The following is a 24,222-nucleotide window of genomic DNA, read 5'->3' as shown; positions in this document are numbered from 1 at the left end:
AAACTTAAGAGGATGCTTAACTGATGGCGCGCACTTCGGCCTTCCGCATGGGATCGGTCGGCGACGCCGACCTGCGGCTGCTGCGGGTGTTCCGCACCGTGGTGGAGCGCGGCGGCTTCGCCCAGGCGGAGGCGGAGCTGAACGTCACCCGTTCGGCGGTCAGCCTGGCGATGACCGACCTGGAAAAGCGCCTGGGCTTACGCCTGTGCCGCCGCGGGCGCGCCGGGTTCGCGCTGACCGAGGAGGGGCGGCGGGTCTACGACGCGCTGGTGCGCCTGCTCACCTCGGTGGAGAGCTTCCGCGCCGAGGTGCACGCGATCCACCGGCGCCTGACCGGCGAACTGGCCATCGGGCTGACCGACAACCTCGTCACCATGCCGCGGATGCGCGTGACCAATGCCTTGAAATCCTTGAAGGAGGACGGCCCGGACGTGGTCATCCGGATCCGCATGGCGCCGCCCTCGGACGTCGAGCAGGGGGTGCTCGACGGCCGCCTGCACGTCGGCGTGATCCCCGAGTTGCGGCGCTTGCAGGGTCTCGACTACCAGGAGCTCTACCAGGAGGAGGCGCACCTCTATTGCGCCGCGCAGCACCCCCTGTTCTCCCGCCCCGACGCGGAGATCGACATCGAGGCGCTGGCCCGCTGCGATGCGGTGATGCCCGCCCACGCCCAGGCGGCGGAGATCGCCCCCTTGTTGCAGCGGATGCGTTCCGCCGCCACCGCCACCGACCGCGAGGGCATCGCCTTCCTCATCCTCACCGGGCTCTACGTCGGCTTTCTGCCCGACCACGTGGCGGCGAAATGGGTGGCCGACGGGCGCATGCGCCCGATTCGCCCCGACATCACCGGCTACCGCACGCGTTATGCGGTCATTGTGAGGAAGGGCGGTCGCCCCAACATGGTATTGGACACGTTTTTGCAAGAGGTGGCGCGCAACGCGGAATCCTGATGCCGATTCGCGGCGGAAAAATCCCGCCGCCCCCCTGGGGTTGCGTTTCATAAACTTGGACGCGCTCCAAGGTCGGGTCTATAACAACACACCTCTAAGGGGTTTTGCCGCACCGGCGGCTTTGCGCGCCGCTATTTGCTCTAAGGTAAGTCTGGCGCATCTCTTCATGAGCGGGGGAAGAGGATCGGCTTGAACGACATGCGCGATATCGGGCGGCAGGAGAGCGATACTATGAGCGACGCCGCCGCGGCTTTTGACGCGGGCCGTGCGGTGCCGCGCCGCGCCCTGGTGCGCCGCATCTCTCTCGTCCTCGCGCTGGCGCTCTCGGTGTCCTCGTTCTCGCTGCTCGCCGTGGTGCTGAGTTTCGACGGCGGGCTTTCGCCGCTGCTCGCCCGGTTCGACGGCGCGATGCTGCGCCTCGGCCTGCTTGCGTTGACCGGGCTGATGGCGGTGGCCCCCCTGGTTTTCCTCGGCATGGTGTGGCTGGCGGTGGCGCGCGAGCGCCGCCAGGCGGAGGCTCTGTCGCTGCTGCGCGACAACCGCGAGGCGCTGCGCATCTCCCGCGACCAGCTGCGCCGGGTGTTCGATTCCCTGCCGGTGCCCTATGTGCTGGCGCGCCTCGACGGCCGCGCGGTGCAGGCCAACCCGCAGGCGCTCGCCCTTTTCGGCATCGACCCGGAGAAGCTTGCGGGCACCAACGTCTTCGACCTCTACGCCGACCCCACCTTCAGCGAGGAGCTCAAGGGCTACCTCACCGACAACGGCCGCATCGAGAACTTCGAGATCACCATGAACACCGTCTTCGGACGCAAGTGCTGGGTGCTGTTCTCCGGGGCGCGGGTGGTGATGGACGGCGAGCCGATGCTGTTCGCCGCCTTCGCCGACATCACCGAGCGCAAGCGCATCGAGCAGGCGTTGCAGAAGAACGAGGCGGCGCTGCGCACCATCATCGACGCCTCGCCGATCCCGGTCATCCTCACCGGCCACGCGAGCGGCACGGTGGCCTACGTCAATCAGGCGGCGGCCAAGTTCTTCGGCCGGGCGATCAAGGAACTGGTCGGCGTGCCCGCGGCGGACTATTGGGAATCGCCCGAACAGTACGCGGCGCTGCTCGCCGAGCTCAACACCCGCGGCTTCATCGACGAGCGCGAGGCCCGGATGCGGCGGCCCGACGGCGACATCCGCTGGGTGCAGGGCGCCACCACCGTTCTGCGCCTACAGGAAGACACCCTGATCTACACCGCGTTTTCCGACATCACCGAGCGCAAGCGCAAGGAAAGCGAACTCCACCGCCTCGCCACCACCGACCCGCTGACCGGCGCGATGAACCGCCGCGCCTTCACCGAGCGCTGCGCCGTGGAGGCGGGGCGCGCCCGCCGCAGCGGCTATGCCGTCTCCCTGATGATCTGCGACCTCGACCACTTCAAGCGGATCAACGACAGCTACGGCCACGCCACCGGCGACGCGGTGCTCAAGGTGTTCACCGGCATCATGCAGGAGATGATCCGCCCCTCCGACGCGCTCGGCCGCATCGGCGGCGAGGAGTTCGCCCTGCTGCTTCCCGGTTCCGACGCCGAGAACGGCGCCGCGGTCGCCGAGCGGGTGCGCGCCCGCTTCGCCGCCACGCCGATCGCGGTGGCGAACGGCAGCTTCACCGCCTCGGCGAGCTTCGGCGTGGCGTTGTGGGCCGAGGGCCAGTCCCTGGAAAAGGCCTTCAGCGCCGCCGACGAGGCGCTCTATGAGGCGAAGGCCAAGGGGCGCAACCGCGTGGAGATCGCCGGGCGCGGCGAGATCATCAGAATCGCGCCGACAGCGTGAGCGAGCCGAAGCGGTCGGAGCCATGCTGCTCCTTGAATTCCGGGGTGCGGAAGACCTGCGAGAAGGTGATGCGGTAGCCGGTGAGCGCGAGCATCGCGCCAAGCTGGAAATCCGCGACGAAGGGGTTCTTCTCCACGCTCGGCCCATCGACGAAGGTGTTGCCGTCGAGGAAGATGTTGCGCGCCACGGCGCGCCCCGCCGCCCCGGCGAACAGATACCACGAAACATCCCGCGAGGGCTCCACCGCCGCGATGCCGGTGGAGGAGGGGCGGATGTGCGTCGGCCCGTAGTCGATATCCAGCCCCTGGCCGAAACGCAGCACCAGGCCGCCCTCCGCATGGGTGTAGGCGTTGCCCAGGCTGCCGCCGAGCTGCGGCAGAAGGTCCGCCTCCAGACCCGCCGCCTCCCACGCCTGCGGCCGCCAGGTGCGCGAGAAGAACAGCGCCAGTGCGGGCTCGTTCTTCAACTGGTTGTCCCATCCCATGGCGCGGTCCACCCGGATGAGATCGTGGAAGCCGTTCTGGATGTCCTCGCCATAGGCCTGCGGCCCGACGATGCCGAGGTCCAGCTCCACCGAGTCCAGGGTGTCGAGACGCCGCGCCCCGACGCGGCGCGAGGTCTCCGCATGCACCGAGGCCCCGGCATAGAGCCACGCCGCATAGGGCCGGTCGTGCGGCTGCGGCGCGCGCGTCGCGGTGTTCTCGGGGGTGAAGATGCTCTGCCCGAGGGCGAAACCGATGCGCCCGGCCCGCACGTCGGCCAGAGGATAGAGAAAATCCAGCCCCTCGCGCACCCACTCCGGGCCGCCCTCGGTCTTGTCGGAGACCCAGTCGAAGCGCGTGCCGTGGGTGTAGTGGCGGTCGGTGTTGGCCACCCGGTCGTTCTCGATCTGCGCGGAGACGGTGCCCGCCCAGGCGGGCGCGGCGGCGCAGGCGCAGGCGGCGAAGACGGCGGCGGAAAGGCGGGAGCGGAACATGGCAGGACATCCGGAAAGGGAAACCGCGGCAGTATCGGACACCCGCGCGGCGGGTTCTGTGAGTCCCCTCACCGGGCGGAGAAAAACCGGAACGCCATGGTTTTTCCCCTCCGGCTGCGGCGGCCCCCTCCTTTTTACGGCAAGACGGGGGTGGACCCAACCCCTTTGCGGGTGGGTCGGCGAGGAAATACGGCGAATGGGTGGGAAGCCTGGAAAATTAATGAAAAACATGGAAAATCAAAGGCGAATGTGAGACAATTTTTTGTCTTTAATAACAAGAAGAGTAAGAGGTTTCTGTCGAAAATCGTCAAGGAGGAAAATATGAAAGCGTTTAAAGCTTTGGCCATCTCAGCCTTGGCCGTGCTGTTCAGCGGGAATGTCTGGGCGGCGGACAAGGCAGGGTGGCCGGACGGCCTGCGTTTCCTGGCCGGACCTCCTGGTGGCAATTGGTTCGCCCTCGGCGGCGCGCTCTCCGAGATGTGGTCGCATGAGGTGGTTCAGGTCACCAGCGGCACCGGCGGCGGCGTCTCCAACATCATCAACATCGATCGCTCCAAGGGCGATATGGGCTTCTCCGTCGCGTCGCTGCAGAGCGCCGCGGATGCGGGCATTCCCCCCTTCAAGCAGAAGACCACCAACGTCGCGGTGCTGGCCAACGCCTACCCGCAGGTGACCTATTTCATCGCCCGCCAGGACTTCCTGGACAAGAACGGCATCAAGGATCTCGGCGACCTCGTCGAAAAGAAGATTCCGGTGCGCTTCGCCACCTTGAAGCCGGGCACCTCGAGCGAATTCATCATCGCCCATCTGTTCGACACCGGTTACGGCATCGACTACCGCGACGCGATCAAATCCTGGGGCGGCGCGGTGCAATACGCCTCCTATTCCGACGGCGCCGATCTGATCTCGGATAATCATATCGACGTGTTCGCCTTCTCGGTCGGCGAGGTCGCGGCCATCGTGATGAACATCGAAAGCCAGACCAAGGTGAAGCTGCTGGCGGTCGATAAGAAGGCGCTCGCCGCGATGGAAAACAAGTTCAAGACCTATACCTACACGGTCAAGCCCGGCGGCGCGTACAAGTGCGTCACCGCGCCGGTCGAAACCATCGGCGACTTCACCTCGATCGTCATCCGCAAGGATCTTCCCGACAGCCTGGCCTATGAACTGGCCAAGGCGATGCTGAAGAACCAGAAGGGCCTGAGCGAAGCGGTCAAGGATTTCGGGTCGATGACGGCCAAATCCAACAGCGAGTCCAAGCTGCCGATTCACCCCGGCGCAAGGAAGTTCTGGAATGAAGCCGCGAAGGCCGGAAAATGAGGGAACTCTCTGGATTCCAGAGGAAGATCACCTACTACTACCTTGTAGTAGTAGGTGCTTTTCACCTCTACGTTGCCTATTTCGGCAGCTATGAGGCCTATCTGCAGCGCACCATCCATCTGACGCTGCTGCTGCCGATGGCCTTTTTTCTCTATCCGATCAGGAAGGGCAGTCCCGGCCTGGCGGGGAGAATCCCGTTCTACGATTTCATCCTGGCGGGGATGTCGGTTCTGCCCGGCATCTACGGCATCATCTATTACGAGGAGATCTCCACCCGCATCCGGCAGGTCGATCCCCTCACCCAGACCCAGATCGTCCTCGGCGTCGTGCTGCTGCTCGCCCTGCTCGAGGCGACGCGCCGGACCGTCGGCTGGCCGCTCACGATTCTGGCGTTCTTCTTCACCTCCTACATGTACCTGGGGCAGTACTACCCCGGCGTGATGAGGAGTTCGCCCTTCGGCTTCGAAGAGGTCGTCGAGCAGATCTATCTGTCGGACGAAGGCATCTTCTCCATGCCGCTCGGGGTTTCGGCGACCTTCATCGCGATCTTCCTGATCTTCAGCGGCTTCGTCGAGAAAAGCGGACTGGGCGATTATTTCAAATCCCTGGCCGAGGCCTTCGCCGGACGTGCGATGGGCGGCCCGGCGAAGATCTCGGTGATCGCCTCGTGCCTGTTCGGGTCGATTTCCGGTTCCGCCGTCGCCAACGTCTACAGCACCGGCGCCTTCACCATTCCGCTGATGAAGCGCATCGGCTATCCGGCCTATTTCGCAGGCGCGGTCGAGGCCGTGGCCAGCGCGGGCGGGCAGATCATGCCGCCCCTGATGGGGGCAGGCGCCTTCATCATGGCCGCCTTCCTGGCGGTGCCGTATTCCGGCATCATCACCGCCGCGCTGCTGCCGGCCCTGCTCTACTATTTCGCCGTGTTCATGATGGTGCATTTCATGGCGATCAAGTCCGGCATGCGCGTCATGGACGACGAGGACATCCCCAACAAGGGCGCGGTCCTGAAGAAGAGCTATATGGCGCTTCCGATCGTCGTTCTGGCGGCGTTCCTGTTCGGCGGCAACAGCGCGATGATGGCCGGTTTCCTCAGCATCGTCACCGCCTGGGGCGTCAGCATGTTCAACCCCGGCGGGCGGATGTTCCTCCGCGAGGTGATGGACGCCCTCTACATCGGCATGAAGAACCTGGTGATGATCTGCATCGCCTGCGCCGCCGCCGGGCTGGTCATCGGCTCGGTCGCGATGACCGGCATCGGTTTCAAGTTCGTCGGCGCGATCACCCTGCTCTCGGGGTCCCAACCCCTGGTGGCGGTGTTCCTGATCATCATCGTGTCGGTGATCCTGGGCATGGGGCTGCCGACGACCAGCGCCTACATCCTCGCCGCCGCGCTGTGCGTGCCGGTGATGACCAAGTTCGGCTTCACCGGGATTTCGGCGCACATGTTCGTGTTCTACTACGCGATCCTGTCGAACATCACGCCGCCGGTGGCGCTCGCCGCCTATGCCGCAAGCTCGATCTCGGGCGCGCCGCCCAACAAGACCGGCTTCACCGCCATGGGGCTGGGCATCATCGCCTTCATCATCCCGATCTTCTTCCTCTACAACAACGCCTACCTGCTGCAGGGGGACAAAACCAATGTCGCCCTGGCGATCGTTTCCGGCGTCGCGGCGGTGCTGTTCGTCGCCGCGGCGATGATCGGCCACATCAAGCAGCCTCTGGTGTGGTGGAAGCGGGTGGCCTTCTTCGGGTTGATGATCCTGTCCCTGATGCCGTCGTTCGAGGTCACCACCGGCGCCATCGTCATCGGCGTGACCTTGTTCGTCATCGAATTCAGGAAACCGGCGCGCTCGAACATCGCGTTCCGGAAGGAGGAGGGAATCCTTCCCCAGGCATAGGCGGTCCGCGAACGGCCAAAACGCAAAAACGGGGGAAATTCCCCCGTTTTTTCATGCCTCGCGGTCGGCCCGCAGGGCGATGGCGTCCAGCTCGTCGGCCCATTCCGGATGGGGCAGCGACAGGAAAAGCGAGCGCAGGCCGTTGCCCCAGACGCGGCCGAGGCGTTCGAAATAGGCGTCGCCGGGGCCGAGGACGTGGCGCATGTCCACCTTGAGCGTGTCGCGCAGGCAGATGGTGAGGTCCAAGGGCGGGCCGACCGAGAGGTTGGCGCGGATGGTGGAATCGAACGAGATCAGCCCGCAGATCGAGGCGTCGAGCAGCGGCATTTCCGGGCGCAGCACGCGCTCGATGATCGGCTTGCCGTATTTGGTTTCGCCGATCTGGAAGTAGGGGGTTTCCGCCGTCGCCTCGATGAAGTTGCCCGCGGCGTAGATGTGGAACAGGCGGTGCGGCGTGCCCGCGATCTGCCCGCCGAAGATGAAGGTGGCGGAGAAGTCCACGCCCTGGGCGGCGAGGGAGGGGCCGTACTGGTCGTTGACCTCGCGCAGGGTGGCGCCGACGACGCGCGCGGCGTCGAACATGTTGGCCGCCTCGTAGAGGCTCTTCGCCGGTTCGCCGTCGTTCAGGCGCTCGGTGAGCAGGCTGATCACCGCCTGGGTGACCGCGAGGTTGCCCGCGGAGAGCAGCACCATGACGCGGTCGTCCCGTCCGTCGAAGAGGAAGGTCTTGCGGAAGGTGGCGATGGAATCGACGCCCGCGTTGGTGCGCGAGTCCGACAGAAAGACCAGCCCGGCGTCGAGGCGCATGCCCAGGCAATAACTCATCCGCAACCTGCTCCGCTCAACTCTGCATCTGTTCGATCTGCACGCGCACCGCAATCTCCTCGCCGCCGCCGCCGGTGCGCATGCCGATCACCGGGGCGGCCGCCGCGTAGTCCGGCCCCACCGCGAGGCGCACGTAGGCCTCGGTGGCGGACTGGCGGTTGGCGGCGTCGAAGCTGACCCAGCCGAGGCCGGGGATGTAGACCTCCGCCCAGGCGTGGGTGGCGACATCGCCCTGCCCGGCAGCCAGATAACCGGAAACATAGCGCGCAGGCAAGCCGATCGCGTGGCAGGCGGCGATGAAGATGTGGGCGTGGTCCTGGCACACCCCGCGTTTGGCGGCGAACGCCTCCGCCGCGGTGGTGGTCACGGTGGTGGTTCCGGGTTCGAAGGCGACCGCATCGGCCTGGGCGCTCATCATCGCGTGCAGCGCGGCGATCTCGCCCTTTTCGGCGCGCAGTCCGGCAAACGGCGCGGCGAAGGCGGCGATCTCCGCCGAGGCGGCGATCAGCGGCCCGGAACGCAGGAACATGCCGGGCGGCAGGCCGTCGTCGAGCGGCAGAACGCCCGCGGTGTCGCGCGTCGCCACCACGCCGGAGACGCGGATGGTGAGCGCGTCGTGCGCCGCGGTTTCCGAGGCGACGTGCACGGTGTTGCCGTAGCCGTCGGTCCAGGCGCGCAGGTGCTCGGGGCCGGAAATCGACCAGGATTCGACGCGCTGGCAGCGGTCCACGCGCGGCGTCAGCCGCAGGTACTGCACGCTGCGCGTGGCGGCGTGGGTGAGGGAGTAGACGGTTTCGTGATTGATCAGGAGCCGCATGTCGCCTCACTGCACCATCATGAAGTCGTGCCGGATCCGGTCGGAGATTTCGTCCAGCTCCTTGCAGAAGTCGAGCAGGAAGGCGCGCATGCCGACGCGGCGCACATGGCCGATCTGGACGGTCTGTAGGCGGTATTGCAGCTCGTGCGCCACCTTGAGGCTTTCCGCCGTGGGGTTGAGGATGCGCAGCGTCTCGGCCACCTCGTCGATGCAGCCGCGCAGGGACCGCGGCACCGTGGCGTGCAGGATCAGCAGCTCGGCGATGCGCCCGAAATCGAGGTTGCTGGCGAAGGTCTCGCGGTAGGCGCGGTAGGACCCCAGCGCCTTCAACAGCGCCGTGCCCTCGTAGTATTCGCGCATCTGCGCCGCCGGGTCGGCGGCGGCGCCCGCGCGGTCGGGCTGCGCGGCCAAGAGGCGCGCGGTATGGTCGCCGCGCTCCAGGTACATGCCGATGTTGGCGAAGCGGAGGCTCTCGTCGCGGCGCATCGAGCCGAAGAGCGCGCCGCGGAACATGAAGCAGCGCTCCAGCAGCCAGTCCAGGCGGTCGGCCACGGCGGTGCGCTGCATCGTCACGTAGTGCTGGTCGCGGATGGCGATCCAGGTGTGGTTGAGGCTCTCCCAGACCTCGTTGGTGAGGAGATGGCGGGTGGCGCGCGCGTTTTCGCGGGCGCGCTCCAGCACCGATTTGACGCTTGCCGGGTTGTCGCGGTCGAACAGCATGTAGGCCATCACCCGGCCGCTGGAGAGCTGTTCGTAGCGGACCATGAAGTCGTCCATCCGCCCGGTGAGCAGAAGCGGCCGCGCCCAGATCGCCTCGTCCTCGCCGCCGCCGTCCCCGGCGGAGGCGGTGAGGAGGGCGTTGAGCTCGGTGGCGCGCAACAGGCGCACCGTGCTCTCGACGCGCTCCACATGGCGCGCCATCCAGAAGATGTTGTCAGCGGCGCGGCCGAGCATGCGGCTTCTCCAGAACCCAGGTGTCTTTCGTGCCCCCGCCCTGCGAGGAGTTGACCACCAGCGAGCCCTTGCGCATGGCGACGCGGGTGAGGCCGCCGGGCACCACCATGGTCTTCTTGCCCGACAGCACGAAGGGGCGCAGATCGACATGGCGCGGCGCGATGCCCGCGTCCACGTAGGTGGGGCAGGTGGAGAGCGCCAGCGTCGGCTGCGCGATGAAGCGGTCCGGCTCGGCGATCAGCTTGGCGCGGAAGGCCTCGATCTCCGCCTTGGAGGCCGCCGGGCCGACCAGCATGCCGTAGCCGCCGGAGCCGTGCACCTCCTTCACCACCAGTTCCGGCAGGTGGGCGAGCACGTAGGAAAGGTCCTCCGCCCGGCGCGGCGTGTAGGTCGGCACGTTGTTGAGGATCGGCTCCTGCCCCAGGTAGAAGCGGATGATCTCCGGCATGTAGCTGTAGATCGCCTTGTCGTCGGCGATGCCGCCGCCCACCGCGTTGCACACGGTGACGCGGCCCAGGCGGCAGGCCGCCATCAGCCCCGGCACGCCGAGGGTGGACTCGCGGCGGAAGGTCAGCGGGTCGAGGTAGTCGTCGTCGATGCGGCGGTAGATCACGTGCACCCGCTTCGGCCCGCGGGTGGTGCGCATGAACACCTCGCCGTCATCGACGAAGAGGTCCTGCCCCTCCACCAGCTCGATGCCCATTTCCTGGGCGAGGAAGGCGTGCTCGAAATAGGCGCTGTTGTATTGCCCGGGGGTGAGCAGCACCACCACAGGGTCGTCCACCTCCCTGGGCGCCACGGCGCGCAGGGTGTCGAGCAGAAGCTCGGGATAGTGGCTGACCGGCGCCACCGCATAGGCGGAAAACAGGTCGGGGAACAGCCGCATCATCGCCTGGCGGTTCTCCAGCATGTAGGAGACGCCGGAAGGGGTGCGGGCGTTGTCTTCCAGCACGGTGAAGGTCTTGTCGTCGATGCGCACGATGTCCACGCCGGCGACGTGGGCGTAGATCGACTTGGGCAGCTTGAGGCCCAGCATCTCGGGCCGGAAGGCGGAGTTGGTGAGCACCATTTCCGGCGGGATCAGGCCGGAGCGCAGGATTTCCTGGTCGTTGTAGACGTCGTGGAGAAACGCGTTCAACCCATTGACGCGCTGGATCACCCCGGCCTCGACGATCGCCCATTCCTCGGCGGCGAGAATGCGCGGCACGATGTCGAAGGGGATCAGGCGCTCGGTGCCGCCTTCCTCGCCGTAGACGTTGAAGGTGATGCCGACGGTGCGGAACAGCGAGTTCGCCTGGTCGTGGCGCTGCTGCAGGGCCTCGGCGGGCGTGGAGTGCAGCCAGTCGGCGTAGCGCCCATACGGGGCGCGCACGCCGCCGCCGCTGTGCATTTCGTCGAAGAAGGCAGGCTGGGCCACCAGGAACCTCCGGGACTTCCGATACTTCACCCTAGCAAGTTCGGGGCCATCCGGCGAGGACGGGTTTTCGGGCGTGCGGCGGGCGCGGGCGGGAGGAAGTGGCGCTTTTTTGGTCGCTGGTCCGGATATTGCTTAGGCTCTGGCCGGTTTTTTCAGGCGAGTGAACGATGGGTGCCCGATGAACGGCCGGGGAAACGCAACGGCGGCGGCGGACCGCTACGTCAGCTTCTGCAACATCGACTGCGACGGCATGGCGGCGCGCCTGCTGCCGCTGGCTCTGGCGCGGCTCGCGGCGGGGGACTGCCTCGCCAACCCGTTCTGGCGGCGCTTCGCCGATGCGGCGCGGGCGCTGGCCGAGGGGGCGGGCGAGGGGCCGGACGCGCTCTATCTGGTGTGCTCGCACGTGATGTACCTCGCCGAGATTTTCGAGGACGATGCGGGGGAAGGACGGATGCTTTTGGAGGAAATCGAACTGCAATGCTGCTAGGGAGCTTGTCGCCTTCCCGACATGGGGGTAGGAGGTAGGGACGCAACGCGGAGACTCCCATGACCGAACGCGGCTGGCAGATCGGCTATACCGGCGGCACTTTCGACCGCGCCTCGGAACGGCGGCTCGACGACGCCTTCCTCGCCGCCGAGGTGGCGGCCGGGCGCTTTCGCGTCGCGCCGGTGTGGCGCGACCGCAATCTGGTTTTCTCCCCGCCCGGCGGCGGCCCGCGCGCGGCGTTTCTCTCCGGAGAGGCGGCGCGCGGCCTGTTGCAGGGCGGCGGCGAGACCGGATCGCCCGGCATCCTGCTCGGGGTGGAGGGCGGCGAGCTGGCCTTCGCCGTGGACGTCTCCACCTTCGACCCCGAGGTCGCCGCCTTCGGCGCCGGGGACTATGCGGACATCCGCAGCCTTGCCGGGCTGCTGCCCGCCGCCGAGGCGGCGCTGCTGGCCACCGCGCGCGGCGTCTGCCACTGGCAGCGCACCCACCGCTTCTGCGGCGCGTGCGGCAGTCCCACGGCGAGCCGCGAGGCCGGACATGCCAGGCTGTGCCTCAACGAGGCGTGCGGCCGCATCCATTATCCGCGCCTCGACCCGGCGGTGATCATGCTGGTGGAGTCGGTGGGGGAGGACGGCGTGCCGCGCTGCCTCTTGGCCCACAACGCGCGCTTCCCCAATGCCGTCTATTCCACCCTCGCGGGTTTCGTCGAGATCGGCGAGACCCTGGAACAGGCGGTGCGCCGCGAGGTGTGGGAGGAGGTGGGGCTTGCCGTCGGCGAGGTGGTCTACCGCGCCTCGCAGCCATGGCCCTTCCCCTCGTCGATCATGCTGGGGTTCTCCGCGATGGCGGAGGCCGCCGTGCCCACGCCCGACCGTGTCGAGGTCACCGACGCGCGCTGGTTCTCCGCCGCCGATCTGGCCGCCGCCGCGGAATGGGGCGAGGAAGAAGCGGAGATTCGCCTGCCGCGGCGGGATTCCATCGCCCGTTTCCTCGTCGAGGCCTGGCGGGCGCGGTTTGCCGCAGACTGAAAAAAAGAGGCCCGGATCGCTCCGGGCCTCGGTCTTTGCAAAAGGGCGCCGCCTTACTTCGTGAAGGTCACGGTGACCTGGCGGTTTTCCTGTTCCTTCACGTTGTCGGCGGTGGGCTTGGGCAGGTTGGTCTCGCCGTAGGAAGTGATGGAGACCGGATTCACCTTCTTCGCCTTCAGCGCCTTGGCCACGGCGTCGGCGCGCTTCTGCCCCAGCTTCATGTTCAGCGCGTCGCTGCCCATGGTGTCGGTATGACCGGCGAGGTTGACCGCCTTCGGCTTCTCCGCGGAGAAGAACGACACGATGTCGGCGATCACTTTCTTCGCGTCATCGGTCAGCGAGGAACCGGCGAACGGGAAGTAGATGTGGAAGGCGGGGGTGGGCGCGGCGGCCATCGGCTTGGCCTTCGCCACGCAGTCCGGGATCGCCTTCATGAACTCGCCGCGGGTCCAGGCGATGTCGTTGGCCTGGTGGCCTTCCTCCGCCTGTTCCATCCAGTGCTCGAGCCAGGCCTGCGACTTGGCGCAGGCGACCGGCGATACCTTGGAGGCCCCGGCGGACAGCGCGCTCGCCAGCTTGGCGTAACCGGCGTTGATCTCGGGGATGTCCTTCTGCAGCGAGCGCTCCGACGGCATCTGCGGCGCGGGCGGCATGCCCTCGGCGGCGAGCTTGGCGCGGCTGGTGAAGAAGTCCACGGAAATCCAGTCCGCCTCGTGCACCTCGAACTTGGCGCGCTCGATGTATTCCTTGTGCAGCGCCTTGGCGAAGGCGTCGCCCTTGTCGGACATCGCGGCGGTGCCGTCCACATCCCAGTTGGCGCAGCCGGAGAGGAGCATGGCTCCCGCGGCGACGATTATCGATCCCTTGCGAATCATCATGTTTCACTCCCGGGTTTGAAAGAAGTCGCGCACACATTCCGTGTACGGCGCCTGAATGGGCCGAAATTCGGCAAAACCCTGGCCGATTTGTTAGCAAGTGGGGATGCGCGTCATCGCGGCAACCCCTGCTTTGGTTAAAGTCTTTTGTTTTTTACGGGATGCGGTCAGGCGTCGGGACGGGAGCCCCAGAGGTCGTAGTCTTCGGCGTGCTCGATTTCCACTTCCACGATGTCGCCGACGGCGACCCCGGTGTCGCCGTTCAAGAACACCGCGCCGTCGATCTCCGGCGCATCGGCGCTGGAGCGGCCGATCGCGCCTTCGGCGTCCACCTCGTCGATGATCACGTCGATGCGGCGGCCCACCTTGGCCGCCATGCGCCGCGCGCTGACCTCCTGCTGCGCCTGCATGAAGCGGTGCCAGCGTTCCTCCTTCACCTCTTCCGCCACGTGCCCGGCAAGCGCGCCCGCGGGCGCGCCCGCGACGTTCTCGTACTTGAAGCAGCCGACGCGGTCGAGCTCCGCGGCCTCCAGGAAGTCGAGCAGGGCGCGGAAGTCCGCCTCCGTCTCGCCGGGGAAGCCGACGATGAAGGTGGAGCGCAGGGCGAGATCCGGCGCCAGCTCGCGCCAGTGGCGGATCTTTTCCAGCAGGCGGTCGTGGCCGCCGGGGCGGCGCATCGCGCGCAGCACCGCGGGGCTGGCGTGCTGGAAGGGGATGTCGAGGTAGGGGAGGATGCGGCGCTCCGCCATCAGCGGGATGAGGTCGTCGGCCTCGCGCGTCGGATAGACGTAGTGCAGGCGCACCCATACGCCGAGGTCTCCCAGCGCCTCCGCCAGATCGACGACGTGCGCCCGCACCGGGCGGCCGCGCCAGGTGGAGGCGGCATGGCCGAGGTCGCGGCCGTAGGCGGAGGTGTCCTGCGAGATCACCAGCAGCTCCTGCACCCCGGCGTCCACCAGGGCCTCGGCCTCCGCCAGGACCTTGGCCGCCGGGCGGCTGACCAGGGGGCCGCGCAGTTGCGGGATGATGCAGAAGGCGCAGGCGTGGTCGCAGCCCTCGGAAATCTTCAGGTAGGCGTAATGCCGCGGCGTCAGGCGCACCCCCTGCGGCGGCACCAGGGCGGTGTGCGGATCGGTGTCCGGCGGCGCCGCGGCGTGCACCGCCGCCACCACCGCCTCGTACTGGTGCGGCCCGGTGACCGCCAGCACGCCGGGGAAGGCGTCGCGGATCGTCCGCTCGTCCACCCCCATGCAGCCGGTGACGATCACCCGGCCGTTTTCCGCCATCGCCTCGCCGATCGCGGCGAGCGATTCGGCGCGCGCACTGTCGAGGAAGCCGCAGGTGTTGACGATCACCGCGTCCGCGCCGTCGTAGGACGGCGACACCGCGTAGCCCTCGGCGCGCAGGCGGGTGAGGATGCGTTCGGAATCCACCAGGGCCTTGGGGCAGCCCAGGCTGACGATGCCGATGGAGGGGACGGTGCGCGTGTTCATTCCGCTTCCATACGGGGGATGCGCCGCCGCGTCAACCGGCGAAAAAAGAGGCCCGCCGCAAACGCGGCGGGCCAGTCTATCCTGTGGAATGAAACTCGTACCAACCGACACCGGCGGCGTGGTCCGGCCTTTCGGCCGGGTCGCCGGGGTCCGGACATACCGGCCTCCGGACTGGCCTTTGCGCGCGGGGGAGGCCCGCCGCAGATCGTGGAGCCTCAGGCGAGGCAGGCATCCGCCGCGCGGTAATCGGCCTCGCGGCGAAGGGCTTCGGCGACCGCCTTGAAGGTGATCTTGCCGGCGTGCACGTTGAGGCCGTCCTTCAGCCCCGCGTCGTCGGCAAGCGCGGTCTTCCACCCCTTGTCGGCAAGCGCCAGGGCATAGGGCAGGGTCGCGTTGTTGAGCGCCATGGTGCTGGTGCGCGCCACCGCGCCCGGCATGTTGGCGACGCAATAGTGGATCACCCCCTCCTCGACGAAGGTGGGCGCGTCGTGGGTGGTGGCGCGGCTGGTCTCGAGGCAGCCGCCCTGGTCGATGGCGATGTCCACCACCACCGAGCCGGGCAGCATCTTCTTCAACAGCGCGCGGGTGATCAGCTTCGGCGCGGACGCGCCGGGGATCAGCACCGAGCCGATCACCAGATCGGCCGTGGAGACCAGGGTCTCCACCGCGTCCACGGTGGAATAGACGGTGCGCACGCGGCCGTTGAACACTTCGTCGAGATGGCGGATGCGCGCCAGGGACTTTTCGAGAATGGTGACGTCGGCGCCGACGCCGACCGCCACGTGCGCCGCGTTGGTGCCCGCCACGCCGCCGCCGAGGATCACCACCTTGCCCGGCTGCACGCCGGGGGTGCCGCCCAACAGCACGCCGCGGCCGCCCTGCGCCTTCTCCAGATGGTGCGCGCCCGCCTGGATCGACATCCGGCCCGCCACCTCGCTCATCGGGGCCAAGAGCGGCAGGCTGCCGCCGGCGGCGGTGACGGTCTCGTAGGCGATGGCGGTGCAGCCCGAGGCCATCAGGGCCTCCGCCTGCTCCGGGTCCGGGGCGAGGTGCAGGTAGGTGAACAGCACCTGGCCGGGCTTCAGCATCCTGCATTCGGCGAGCTGCGGCTCCTTGACCTTGACGATCATCTCCGCCTTGGCGAACACCGCCGCCGCATCGGGCAGCAGCTTCGCACCGGCGGCGGCATAGTCGGCGTCGGCGGCGCCGATGCCCAGCCCTGCGCCGGCCTGGACCAGCACCTCATGGCCATGATGAACGAGTTCGCGGGCCGCCGCGGGGGCAAGGCCGACGCGGTATTCGTGGTTCTTGATCTCAGTCGGGACGCCGATGCGCATGATATTGATCCCTCAGGGGAAAAACGATCCGCTGAGTATAGCCCGGAGGGGGCTGAAAATCCTTGCAAAGAGGCGCGCGGCGGCGGCATATTTTCGAAGGAAATTGCGTTTCCGGCGATCTCTTGCAATGGAATGTCCCGATGCTCGATGCTATCGACGTAAAAATATTGCGCACCCTGCAAGAAGACGGGCGCATCACCAACGTCGATCTGGCGGCGCGGGTGAACCTGTCGCCCTCCGCCTGCCTGCGCCGCGTCCAGGCGCTGGAGGCGAAGGACGTGATCCGCAGCTATACGGTGCTGATCAACGAGGCGGCGCTCGGCCACAAGCTCAGCATCTTCGTCCACATTACCCTCGACCGGCAGACCGAGGACTATCTCACCGCCTTCGAGGCGGCGGTGAAGGGCTGCCCGGAGATCATGGACTGCTACCTGATGTCGGGGCAGGCGGACTACCTTTTGCGCGTCGTCGCCCGCGATGCGGAAGACTACGAGCGCCTGCACAAGGAAACCCTCTCCCGCCTGCCCGGCGTCGCCCGTATCCAGACCAGCATCGCCCTGCGCCGCGTGGTGCGCCGCCAGGCCGCCCCGCCGGGCCTGTTCGATACGGTGTAAAACTCGGCCAGGGCTCTGCCCTGGACCCGCAAGGGGCCGGGAGGCCCCTTGACCCCATGACTTGTTTTTCCGCGTAGCGGGATAAGTCCGGTCCTTGCCCAGGAATGGTTTTATGGCGCTGCGCGCGTAAAACAAAGAGAAGGGGGCCTGGGGCATCGCCCCAGGCGGGGGCCGGGGCGGCAGCCCCGTTCGTCCTACATCGGCGGGCCGATGGCGGCTTCGACCGGGCGGAGGGAGAGGCGTTCCGCCTTCCAGGTTTCGAGGAAGCCTTCCATCTTTTCCGCGGGCAGGGGGCGGCTGATGAAGTAGCCCTGGCCGAGGTCGCAGCTTTCCGCGTTGAGGAAGTCGATATGGCTTTGCCACTCGATGCCCTCCGCCACCACTTCCAGGCCGATGTCGTGGGCGAGGCCGATGATCGCGGTGCAGATGCGCGCGTCGTCGTTGCCCGGTTCGATGGCGCGCACGAACGCCTGGTCGATCTTCAGGGTATCGACCGGCAGCTTCTTGAGGTAGCTGAGCGAGGAGTAGCCGGTGCCGAAGTCGTCGATGGCGAGCCGCACCCCCATGTCGCGCAGGGCGGCCATGCGGCGCGCCACGTTTTCCTCGTGGTGGAGCATCACGCCCTCGGTGATCTCCAGTTCCAGGAGGTCGGGGGAGAGCCCGGTGTCGTCCAGCGCCCGGCGCACCGCTTCGACCATGTCGTCGCGGAGGAACTGCACCGGCGAGATGTTCACCGCGATGCGCAGGCGCGCCGTGCCGTTTTCCGCCCATTCCTGCGCCTGGCGGCAGGAATCATAGAGAATCCAGCGCCCGAGGGGAAGGATCAGGCCGCTGCTTTCGGCCAGAGGGATGAAGTCGGCGGGGCTGATCGCGCCCTTTTCCGGATGGTTCCAGCGCACCAGGGCTTCCGCGCCCTCGATGCGGCCGGTGAGGATGCGCATCTTCGGCTGGTAATGCAGCATGAAGTCGCCGCGCTCGATGGCGCTCTTGAGGTCGCTGCGGATTTCCTTGCGCTTCGTCGCCGCCTCGCCGATCTCGCCGGTGTAGAGCGCCGCGTCGCGGTGGGTGCGGTCTTCCAGCCCGGCGCGCATCGCCATGTCGGCGCGGTGCAGCAGCACTTCGGAGCCCGCGCCGTCCCCCGGGAAGCGGGCGATGCCGGCGAAGGGGTCGATCTCCAGGTCGAGTTCCTCGATGCGGATCGGGCGGCGCAGTTCCGCCGCCAGGCGCGCCGCGCAGGCGGCGATGTCCGCCTCGTCGGTGAGGTCGGGCGCGGCGACGACGAAGCGGTCGCCCGCGATGCGCGCCGCCACGTCGCCCGGCCGCACCAGAAAGCGCAGCCGGTCGGCCAGGGTGCACAGCACGTCGTCGGCGGTGGCGTGGCCGAAGGTCTCGGTGATCTCGCGGAAGCCGTCGAGGTTGAAATAGAACAGGCTGCCGCCGCGCCGTTCGGCGATCAGGCGGGAGATGCGCGCGTCCAGCATCGCGCGGTTGCCCAGTCCGGTGAGCATGTCGTGGGAGGCGATGTGGTTGATCTCCGCCATTGCGTCGCGGAACACCGAGAGGTCGCGCGCCATGTCGCCCAGTTCGTCGCGGCTGGTGGTGTCGATGGGGTGCGCGAGGTCGCCCGCGGCGATGTGGCGCATCGTCGCGCCCAGGCGGGCGAGGCGGTCGAGCACGCCGTGGCCGAGGTAGAGGAAGGCGAGCGCCAGCGACCCGAGGCTGCTGAAGAAGCCGAGGATCATCAGGAGCGACTGGCTGCGGTCCAGCTTTTCTGCGGTTTCGGCGCGTTCCGCCACGGTCTGCTCGCCCATGCGGTCGAGCAGGCGGTTGATGTTGCCCTCCAGGCTGCGCGCCGCCTCGGAAATCCCGGAAAGCCGCAGCGCCGCGATGTCGCGGGTCATGATCTCGCGTCCGCGCAGGGCGAACAGCGAGGTTTCGCCGAAGGCGATGCCATCGAGGCGGCGTTCGATGTGCTCCGCCCCCTGGAGGATCGGCTGCATCTCCGGGTGGTTGAGCAGCAGGCGCATGGTTTCGTGCGCCGGGCGCAGGCGGTTCTGAAGTTCGTCCAGGTCATCCTGCGTGGCGATGCGGGAGACCTCCGCCAGTCCGACGAGGACGCGGTTGACCAGGAGCAGGAACTGCCTCTCCCGCGGCAGGGACGCGCTGCCCATATCGGCGAGCATGCGGTATTCCTGGTGCAGCACGTCCACCTGGTCGCTGATCGCGGCGAACGAGGCGGCGAGGCGGATGCGCTGGCGCTGCGCCGAGAGCAGCAGCGACAGGTCGGTGTCGATGCGCTCCGCGTCGGCGCGCATCGCGGCGAGATCGGGGCGCAGCGCCGCCTCGCTTTCGAGCTGGGTCAGCGCCTCGGCGAAGCGCACCTGCGCGGCGGCGAAGGTGGCGGCGGCGCGCTCGATGCCTGCGATGTCGTTGGCCATCAGCACCGCGGGGGTGAGCGCCAGCATCTTCTGCGACATCTGGGCGAGCGCGGAGAGCCGCGTCATCAGCGGCAGGGTGCGGTGGACGATGCGCGTCATCGAATCGTTGGTCTCGCGGTAGCTCGACCACGACACCAGGGTGGTGCCGATCACCATCAGGGCGATCGCCCCGAAGGTCGCCCACATCTTGCCGCGAATGCCGAAACGCCAGAGCCTTGCGGCTCCGGGCATCGCCGGGTCGTGAGGGGCGGGCACGCGCATGAGGGTCGCCTTGCTGGTCCTGGAAAGGGTGGACGAACAGTGCGGACATTATCCTGCGGCGCCGGAGGCTGCGGGTGAAGCTTTCGTGACGTTGTGTCTAGACAACATCGGCGGGAGGGCGCTCCCGCATGCACGCGTTGCGGCTGCGTCAACGGCCGTCGAACACCGGGTTGATCTGCTGGCTCACCATGACGAAGGTGGCGCGCTTCGACAGTTCCTTGAGGCGCAGTGCGCCCACGTAGGTGCAGGTGGAGCGCAGGCCGCCCAGGATCTCCTGCACCGTGGCCGCCACCGCGCCGCGGTAGGGGATTTCCACGCGCTTGCCCTCGCTCGCGCGGTAGTCCGCGACGCCGCCGTAGTGCCGGTCCATCGCCGCCTCGGAGCTCATGCCGTAGAACTCCACGGTCTTCTCCTCGCGCAGGATGCGCTCGTTCTTCTCGTCCATCTCCCAGGTGAGGAAGCGCCGGGTGACCACCCGGCCGCCGCCCTCGTCGTGGCCCGCCAGCATGCCGCCCAGCATCACGAAGTCGGCGCCCGCGGCGAACGCCTTGGCGATGTCGCCCGGCACGGTGCAGCCGCCGTCGGCGCAGACCAGGCCGTTCAGCCCGTGCGCCGCGTCGGCGCATTCGATCACCGCGGAGAGCTGCGGATAGCCGACGCCGGTCAGCTTGCGGGTGGTGCACACCGAGCCCGGCCCGATGCCCACCTTGACGATGTCCGCGCCGGAGAGGACGAGCTGCTCGGTCATCTCGCCGGTGACCACGTTGCCCGCCATCAGCACCGCCTGCGGATAGGCGTCGCGCACCTTCGCCACCACCTGGGCGAAGCGCTCGGAATAGCCGTTGGCGACGTCGAGGCAGATGTGGCGCGGCGGCGCGCCGGTGCGGGCGCGCAGGTCCGCCGCGGTGGCGTGCAGCTTTTCGATGTCGGCGCCGGTGATGCCGAAGGAGAGGAAGATGCTGTCCGCGGGCGCGAGGCCGGGCGGCGGCGCGGGCGGCAGCGCCGCCTGTTGCAGCAGCCAGTCGGCATAATCGGTGGGGGCGTAGAACTTGTGCAGCGCCGTCATCAGGCCGTGGGGGGCGAGCGCCGCGGCCATGCCCAGGCTGCCCACGGTGTCCATGTTGGCGGCGAGAATGGGAACGCCGGTCCAGGTGCCCTCCGCATGCGGGAAGCGGAAGGTGCGGGCGAGATCCACGTTGGAGCGCGAGGTCAGGCGCGATCGCTTCGGGCGGATCAGCACGTCCTTGTAGTCGAGCTTCACCTCGGTTTCCATGCGCATCGGAACCCCTCCTCGTCCAGTCCTGCCTAGGAGGTAACCCGCCGCCCCCCTCCCTGCAAGCGACGTGTTGCAGAACCGCGACATCGGAGCATGGACTCCGCGGTTGGCCGGAGGTAGTCTGAGCCGCGAAATCGCGGATCGGGGGGAGTTTCCGGTTCTCCGTCCGCTCCTTACGGATCATCGACAGGGGTGCAAGATGACGAAACTGACCTCCCTTCTGCTGGCAGGGGTCGCGGCGGCGGCTCTGGCCTCGGTTCCGGCGCGCGCCGAAACCCTGATCAACGGCATCGACGCGGCCTTTCCGCCGTTCGCCTACGTCGATACCGACGGCAAGCCCAAGGGCTTCGACGTCGAGGCGGTGGACTGGATCGCCGCGAAGATGGGCTTCACCGTGAAGCACCAGGCGGTCGCCTGGGAGGGCATCATTCCGAGCCTGATGGCGAAGAAGATCGACTTCATCTGCTCGGGCATGGGCATTACCGAAAAGCGCGCCCAGCAGGTCAACTTCACCGATCCCTACTGGTCCACCCAGAACGTCTATGTGGTGAAGAAGGACTCCAAGCTGAAGCCGGAGCAGATTCTCACCGGCAAGAAGAAGCTCGGCGTGCAGCAGGGCACGGCGGAGGAATCGTGGCTCTCCGATAACGCCAAGAAGCACAAGGAGTGGAACTTCACGGTGCGGCAGTACAGCTCCGCCCAGATGATCCTCGGCGACCTGTTGAACGGCCGCGTCGATGCCGCGGGAATGAACGACGCCCCGGCCAACGACGCGATCAAGAACGGCGTCGCGGTGAAGATCGCCGGGCCCATGGGCTATCCGGAGAACTACGGCTGCGCGGTGCGCAAGGGCGATGCCGAGATCCTGAAGAAGCTCAACGAGGGCTATAAGATGCTCAAGGCCAGCCCGAAGTGGGAAGAGCTGAAGGCGAAGTACAAGCCCTGAGCGGACCCGCTCCGCAAGGCGATCGAAGGCGCGGCGCAAACCGCGCCTTTGATTTTTCGCCCGAGTGGTATAAACACCGCGCGGGAAGATGTGACGAAACGGCGGCAAGCGGCATGCACCAGGCGATCGAGGTCCTGCTCCAGGCGATCCCCTACCTCATCGGTGGGGCGGGCCTGACCATCGTGGCGGTGGTGGGCGGCATGGGGCTCGGCCTCATCATCGGCCTGCCGATGGCGGTGGCGCAGGTCTATGGCCCCGCGCCGCTGCGCGCCGCGGCCGGGCTCTATGTCTGGTTCTTCCGCGGCGTGCCGATCCTGGTGCTGCTGTTCCTGTTCTATTTCGGCCTGTTCCAGCTTTTCCAGTGGAATATCGGCGCGCTCACCGCCGCCACCGTGGTCCTGGGAATGACCAGCGGCGCCTACCAGTCGCAGATCTTCCGCGGCGCCATTCTTTCCCTGGCGCGCGGCCAGTTCCGCGCCGCAAGCGCGCTCGGCCTGTCCGACAGGCAGGCGATCCGCTGCATCGTGCTGCCCCAGGCGCTGCGCCTTTCGCTGCCCGGCTGGTCCAACGAGTATTCCATCCTGTTGAAGGATTCCGCGCTCGCCTTCGTGCTCGGGGCCACCGAGATCATGGCGCGCACCCAGTTCGTGGCGACGCGCACCTACCAGCATCTGGCGCTCTCTCTTGCCGCCTGCGGCATCTATTTCATCCTCACCTGGGTGGGCGTGCGCGCCCTGCGCGCGCTGGAACGCCGTGTCGCGGTCCCGGGTTTCGGCAACCAGGAGGCCCGCTGAGCCGATGACCCAGTCTCCGATCCTCGAAGTCGAAGGCCTGTGCAAGGCCCTGGGCGGCAAGCCGATCCTCTCCGGCGTGTCGTTCTCGGTGCGCAAGGGCGAGATGAAGGTGCTGATCGGCCCCTCCGGCGGCGGCAAGAGCACGCTGCTGCAATGCCTCAACTTCCTGCACGTGCCGGATGCCGGGGTGGTGCGCCTCGCCGGGCAGGCGGTGGACCCGCGGCAGCGCAAGCCGCTCTACGCCTACCGCCAGAAGGTCGGGATGATCTTCCAGGACTACAACCTGTTCGACCACCTCAACGCGCTCGACAACGTGTCGCTGGCGCTGCGCAAGGTGAAGAAGCTCTCCCGCGCCGAGGCCGAGGGCCGCGCCCGCGCGGAGCTCGCCCGCGTCGGCCTGGCGGATAAGGAAAAGCTCTACCCGGCGGAGCTTTCCGGCGGACAGAAGCAGCGCGTCTCGATCGCCCGCGCGCTCGCCATGGACCCGCAGGTGATGCTGCTCGACGAGCCCACCGCGGCGCTCGACCCGGAGCTGATCGGCGAGGTGCTGACGGTGATCCGCGAGCTTGCGCGTTCCGGCATGACGATGATCATGGCCACCCACCAGATGGGCTTCGTGCGCTCGATGGCGGATGAGATCCTGTTCATGCAGGAGGGCCGGGTGATCGAGCAGGGCACGCCCGAGATGCTGCTCGACATCGAGAGCGGCAGCCGCACGCTGGACTTCTGCTCCCACCTCGCGGAGTTCGAAAGCGGGGGCGCGGAATGAACGAGAGCCTCCGCTTCGTCTGGTCCGAGGTGGTGCCGATGCTCAACCAGGGCCTCTGGATGAGCCTCAAGCTGATCGTGCCTTCGGTGGCGTTCGGCCTGGTCTTCGGCGTCGTCCTCGGCGCGGCGCGCACCTACGGCGCGCCGTGGATCAGGCGTTTGGGCGACGGCTTCGTCGCGGTGTTCCGCGGCACGCCGCTGGTGTGCCAGCTGTTCGTGCTGTATTTCGGCCTGCCCAACCTCGGCATCTATTTCGAGCCCTACACGGCGGCGGTGATCGGCTTCACCCTGTGCACCGCCTCGTACCAGTCGGAATACATCCGCGGCGGGCTGAAGGCGACGCGGCGCGGCCAGTTCCTCGCCGCGCAGGCGCTCGGCTTTTCCACCCTGCAATCGCTGGTGTGGGTGGTGGTGCCCCAGGCGGTGCGCCGCGCGCTGCCCGGCATCGGCAACGAGATCATCTACCTGATCAAGTACTCCTCGCTCGCCTACGTCGTCACCTGCGTCGAGCTGACCGGCGAGGGCAAGATCGTCGCCAGCCAGACCTTCCGCTTCACCGAGGTGTTCTTCGTGGTCGGTCTCTACTATCTGGCGCTGGTGTCGGTCGCCACGCTGGTGCTGCGCCGCCTCGAACGCGGCCTGGCGATCCCCGGATTCGGCCGCGCCTGAGCGCGCCGCGGAACCACCCGAGCGGGCCGCCCCTAAAGGATGGGTGTCGGCAGGAGCCCGGCCACCAGGGGATGGGGGTCGGGGCACCGAGTCGGGTTTTCCTGGCGGAGGGCGAGAATGTGCTATAATCCAAGGTCCGGCCTTACGAATCCCCGCTTTTTTGGAACCGACGAAAAAACTTCAAAAAAGTGTTTGACGGTGTTGTTGTGAGGGCTTAGAAGGTGGCCTCCCGACGCGAGGCGGAGTTGACCGGCAGGT

General features: G+C 67.5%; 21 protein-coding genes. 11 read left to right on the top strand and 10 right to left on the bottom strand.

Annotation, left to right across the window (positions count from 1 at the left end):
- Positions 1-23: 23 nt before the first annotated feature.
- Together O7R11_RS13785 and O7R11_RS13780 are read left to right on the top strand one after the other, a co-directional pair.
- Positions 24-950 (top strand): LysR family transcriptional regulator, encoded by a 927-nt coding sequence (locus tag O7R11_RS13785; RefSeq protein ID WP_337998111.1) that lies wholly within the window; start codon positions 24-26, stop codon positions 948-950.
- A gap of 198 nt (positions 951-1,148) precedes the next feature.
- Entirely contained in the window at positions 1,149-2,768 is a 1,620-nt protein-coding gene (locus O7R11_RS13780) for a sensor domain-containing diguanylate cyclase (protein WP_337998150.1), read from the top strand.
- Here O7R11_RS13780 and O7R11_RS13775 read toward each other — a convergent pair.
- Entirely contained in the window at positions 2,746-3,744 is a 999-nt protein-coding gene (locus O7R11_RS13775; RefSeq protein WP_337998110.1) for a lipid A deacylase LpxR family protein, read from the bottom strand. The two genes, O7R11_RS13780 and O7R11_RS13775, sit on opposite strands and share 23 nt — an antisense overlap.
- A 321-nt stretch (positions 3,745-4,065) precedes the next feature.
- On the opposite strand from O7R11_RS13775, the gene O7R11_RS13770 reads away from it, so the two are divergent.
- Positions 4,066-5,064, top strand: coding sequence for a TAXI family TRAP transporter solute-binding subunit (locus O7R11_RS13770; RefSeq protein ID WP_337998109.1), 999 nt, complete (start codon positions 4,066-4,068; stop codon positions 5,062-5,064).
- Positions 5,061-6,965, top strand: a complete 1,905-nt coding sequence (locus O7R11_RS13765) for a TRAP transporter permease (protein ID WP_337998108.1) — start codon at positions 5,061-5,063, stop codon at positions 6,963-6,965. The genes O7R11_RS13770 and O7R11_RS13765 overlap by 4 nt, the downstream gene beginning before the upstream one ends.
- A 51-nt stretch (positions 6,966-7,016) precedes the next feature.
- Here O7R11_RS13765 and O7R11_RS13760 read toward each other — a convergent pair whose 3' ends face one another.
- The 4 genes from O7R11_RS13760 to O7R11_RS13745 are packed head-to-tail and all read right to left on the bottom strand — an operon-like array spanning position 7,017 to position 10,978.
- Positions 7,017-7,790, bottom strand: coding sequence for a proteasome-type protease (locus O7R11_RS13760; protein ID WP_337998107.1), 774 nt, complete (start codon positions 7,788-7,790; stop codon positions 7,017-7,019).
- Between the two features lie 16 nt (positions 7,791-7,806).
- Positions 7,807-8,607, bottom strand: a complete 801-nt coding sequence (locus O7R11_RS13755) for a transglutaminase family protein (protein WP_337998106.1) — start codon at positions 8,605-8,607, stop codon at positions 7,807-7,809.
- A 6-nt stretch (positions 8,608-8,613) separates the two neighbouring features.
- The gene (locus O7R11_RS13750; RefSeq protein ID WP_337998105.1) at positions 8,614-9,561 is read right to left on the bottom strand and encodes an alpha-E domain-containing protein; all 948 of its coding nucleotides are present in this window, start codon (positions 9,559-9,561) and stop codon (positions 8,614-8,616) included.
- The gene (locus O7R11_RS13745; protein WP_476445264.1) at positions 9,542-10,978 is read right to left on the bottom strand and encodes a circularly permuted type 2 ATP-grasp protein; all 1,437 of its coding nucleotides are present in this window, start codon (positions 10,976-10,978) and stop codon (positions 9,542-9,544) included. The genes O7R11_RS13750 and O7R11_RS13745 overlap by 20 nt, the downstream gene beginning before the upstream one ends.
- Positions 10,979-11,156: 178 nt before the next feature.
- Here O7R11_RS13745 and cowN point away from each other — a divergent pair, with 178 nt between their 5' ends.
- Positions 11,157-11,465: a N(2)-fixation sustaining protein CowN gene (gene cowN, locus O7R11_RS13740; RefSeq protein WP_337998104.1), complete on the top strand. Its 309-nt coding sequence runs from the start codon at positions 11,157-11,159 to the stop codon at positions 11,463-11,465.
- 59 nt (positions 11,466-11,524) lie between these two features.
- A complete protein-coding gene (gene nudC, locus O7R11_RS13735) occupies positions 11,525-12,493 on the top strand; it encodes an NAD(+) diphosphatase (protein WP_337998103.1) in 969 nt (322 codons plus the stop codon).
- A gap of 53 nt (positions 12,494-12,546) precedes the next feature.
- Here the strand turns inward: nudC and O7R11_RS13730 are convergent, their stop codons facing one another.
- From O7R11_RS13730 to ald, 3 genes are all read right to left on the bottom strand, one after another.
- Entirely contained in the window at positions 12,547-13,371 is an 825-nt protein-coding gene (locus O7R11_RS13730; RefSeq protein ID WP_337998102.1) for an OmpA family protein, read from the bottom strand.
- A 164-nt stretch (positions 13,372-13,535) separates the two neighbouring features.
- Positions 13,536-14,861: a 30S ribosomal protein S12 methylthiotransferase RimO gene (gene rimO / locus O7R11_RS13725; RefSeq protein ID WP_337998101.1), complete on the bottom strand. Its 1,326-nt coding sequence runs from the start codon at positions 14,859-14,861 to the stop codon at positions 13,536-13,538.
- A gap of 215 nt (positions 14,862-15,076) precedes the next feature.
- Positions 15,077-16,198 (bottom strand): alanine dehydrogenase, encoded by a 1,122-nt coding sequence (ald, locus tag O7R11_RS13720; protein WP_337998100.1) that lies wholly within the window; start codon positions 16,196-16,198, stop codon positions 15,077-15,079.
- Positions 16,199-16,338: 140 nt separating this feature from the next.
- Here ald and O7R11_RS13715 point away from each other — a divergent pair, with 140 nt between their 5' ends.
- On the top strand, positions 16,339-16,812 hold the full coding sequence (locus O7R11_RS13715) for an Lrp/AsnC family transcriptional regulator (RefSeq protein ID WP_337998099.1): 474 nt from the start codon (positions 16,339-16,341) through the stop codon (positions 16,810-16,812).
- A 194-nt stretch (positions 16,813-17,006) separates the two neighbouring features.
- On the opposite strand, the gene O7R11_RS13710 is transcribed toward O7R11_RS13715, so the two are convergent.
- Complete coding sequence (locus O7R11_RS13710) at positions 17,007-19,511, bottom strand: putative bifunctional diguanylate cyclase/phosphodiesterase (RefSeq protein ID WP_337998098.1); 2,505 nt, start codon at positions 19,509-19,511, stop codon at positions 17,007-17,009.
- Positions 19,512-19,659: 148 nt separating this feature from the next.
- A complete protein-coding gene (locus O7R11_RS13705; protein ID WP_337998097.1) occupies positions 19,660-20,790 on the bottom strand; it encodes a GMP reductase in 1,131 nt (376 codons plus the stop codon).
- 196 nt (positions 20,791-20,986) lie between these two features.
- On the opposite strand from O7R11_RS13705, the gene O7R11_RS13700 reads away from it, so the two are divergent.
- The 4 genes from O7R11_RS13700 (at position 20,987) to O7R11_RS13685 (ending at position 23,964) form a co-directional block, all read left to right on the top strand.
- Entirely contained in the window at positions 20,987-21,733 is a 747-nt protein-coding gene (locus O7R11_RS13700; RefSeq protein ID WP_337998096.1) for an ABC transporter substrate-binding protein, read from the top strand.
- 113 nt (positions 21,734-21,846) lie between these two features.
- Positions 21,847-22,527 (top strand): amino acid ABC transporter permease, encoded by a 681-nt coding sequence (locus tag O7R11_RS13695; protein ID WP_337998095.1) that lies wholly within the window; start codon positions 21,847-21,849, stop codon positions 22,525-22,527.
- A gap of 4 nt (positions 22,528-22,531) precedes the next feature.
- Positions 22,532-23,296, top strand: a complete 765-nt coding sequence (locus O7R11_RS13690) for an amino acid ABC transporter ATP-binding protein (RefSeq protein WP_337998094.1) — start codon at positions 22,532-22,534, stop codon at positions 23,294-23,296.
- Complete coding sequence (locus O7R11_RS13685) at positions 23,293-23,964, top strand: amino acid ABC transporter permease (RefSeq protein ID WP_337998093.1); 672 nt, start codon at positions 23,293-23,295, stop codon at positions 23,962-23,964. The genes O7R11_RS13690 and O7R11_RS13685 overlap by 4 nt, the downstream gene beginning before the upstream one ends.
- Positions 23,965-24,222 lie beyond the last annotated feature (258 nt).

This window comes from Oleispirillum naphthae (genome assembly GCA_027864655.1).
In the GTDB taxonomy this organism is placed as follows: domain Bacteria; phylum Pseudomonadota; class Alphaproteobacteria; order Rhodospirillales; family Rhodospirillaceae; genus Oleispirillum; species Oleispirillum naphthae.
Note: the sequence above shows the minus strand (reverse complement) of the source record. Positions and strands in the feature narration are given on the sequence as shown.

What these genes read in the sequence shown, in the direction of transcription:
- O7R11_RS13785 (WP_337998111.1), top strand. Translation starts at nt 24, where the DNA reads ATGGCGCGCACTTCGGCCTTCCGCATGGGATCGGTCGGCGACGCCGAC.
- O7R11_RS13780 (WP_337998150.1), top strand. Translation starts at nt 1,149, where the DNA reads ATGCGCGATATCGGGCGGCAGGAGAGCGATACTATGAGCGACGCCGCC.
- O7R11_RS13775 (WP_337998110.1), bottom strand. Translation starts at nt 3,744, where the DNA reads ATGTTCCGCTCCCGCCTTTCCGCCGCCGTCTTCGCCGCCTGCGCCTGC.
- O7R11_RS13770 (WP_337998109.1), top strand. Translation starts at nt 4,066, where the DNA reads ATGAAAGCGTTTAAAGCTTTGGCCATCTCAGCCTTGGCCGTGCTGTTC.
- O7R11_RS13765 (WP_337998108.1), top strand. Translation starts at nt 5,061, where the DNA reads ATGAGGGAACTCTCTGGATTCCAGAGGAAGATCACCTACTACTACCTT.
- O7R11_RS13760 (WP_337998107.1), bottom strand. Translation starts at nt 7,790, where the DNA reads ATGAGTTATTGCCTGGGCATGCGCCTCGACGCCGGGCTGGTCTTTCTG.
- O7R11_RS13755 (WP_337998106.1), bottom strand. Translation starts at nt 8,607, where the DNA reads ATGCGGCTCCTGATCAATCACGAAACCGTCTACTCCCTCACCCACGCC.
- O7R11_RS13750 (WP_337998105.1), bottom strand. Translation starts at nt 9,561, where the DNA reads ATGCTCGGCCGCGCCGCTGACAACATCTTCTGGATGGCGCGCCATGTG.
- cowN (WP_337998104.1), top strand. Translation starts at nt 11,157, where the DNA reads ATGAACGGCCGGGGAAACGCAACGGCGGCGGCGGACCGCTACGTCAGC.
- nudC (WP_337998103.1), top strand. Translation starts at nt 11,525, where the DNA reads ATGACCGAACGCGGCTGGCAGATCGGCTATACCGGCGGCACTTTCGAC.
- O7R11_RS13730 (WP_337998102.1), bottom strand. Translation starts at nt 13,371, where the DNA reads ATGATGATTCGCAAGGGATCGATAATCGTCGCCGCGGGAGCCATGCTC.
- rimO (WP_337998101.1), bottom strand. Translation starts at nt 14,861, where the DNA reads ATGAACACGCGCACCGTCCCCTCCATCGGCATCGTCAGCCTGGGCTGC.
- ald (WP_337998100.1), bottom strand. Translation starts at nt 16,198, where the DNA reads ATGCGCATCGGCGTCCCGACTGAGATCAAGAACCACGAATACCGCGTC.
- O7R11_RS13715 (WP_337998099.1), top strand. Translation starts at nt 16,339, where the DNA reads ATGCTCGATGCTATCGACGTAAAAATATTGCGCACCCTGCAAGAAGAC.
- O7R11_RS13710 (WP_337998098.1), bottom strand. Translation starts at nt 19,511, where the DNA reads ATGCGCGTGCCCGCCCCTCACGACCCGGCGATGCCCGGAGCCGCAAGG.
- O7R11_RS13705 (WP_337998097.1), bottom strand. Translation starts at nt 20,790, where the DNA reads ATGCGCATGGAAACCGAGGTGAAGCTCGACTACAAGGACGTGCTGATC.
- O7R11_RS13700 (WP_337998096.1), top strand. Translation starts at nt 20,987, where the DNA reads ATGACGAAACTGACCTCCCTTCTGCTGGCAGGGGTCGCGGCGGCGGCT.
- O7R11_RS13695 (WP_337998095.1), top strand. Translation starts at nt 21,847, where the DNA reads ATGCACCAGGCGATCGAGGTCCTGCTCCAGGCGATCCCCTACCTCATC.
- O7R11_RS13690 (WP_337998094.1), top strand. Translation starts at nt 22,532, where the DNA reads ATGACCCAGTCTCCGATCCTCGAAGTCGAAGGCCTGTGCAAGGCCCTG.
- O7R11_RS13685 (WP_337998093.1), top strand. Translation starts at nt 23,293, where the DNA reads ATGAACGAGAGCCTCCGCTTCGTCTGGTCCGAGGTGGTGCCGATGCTC.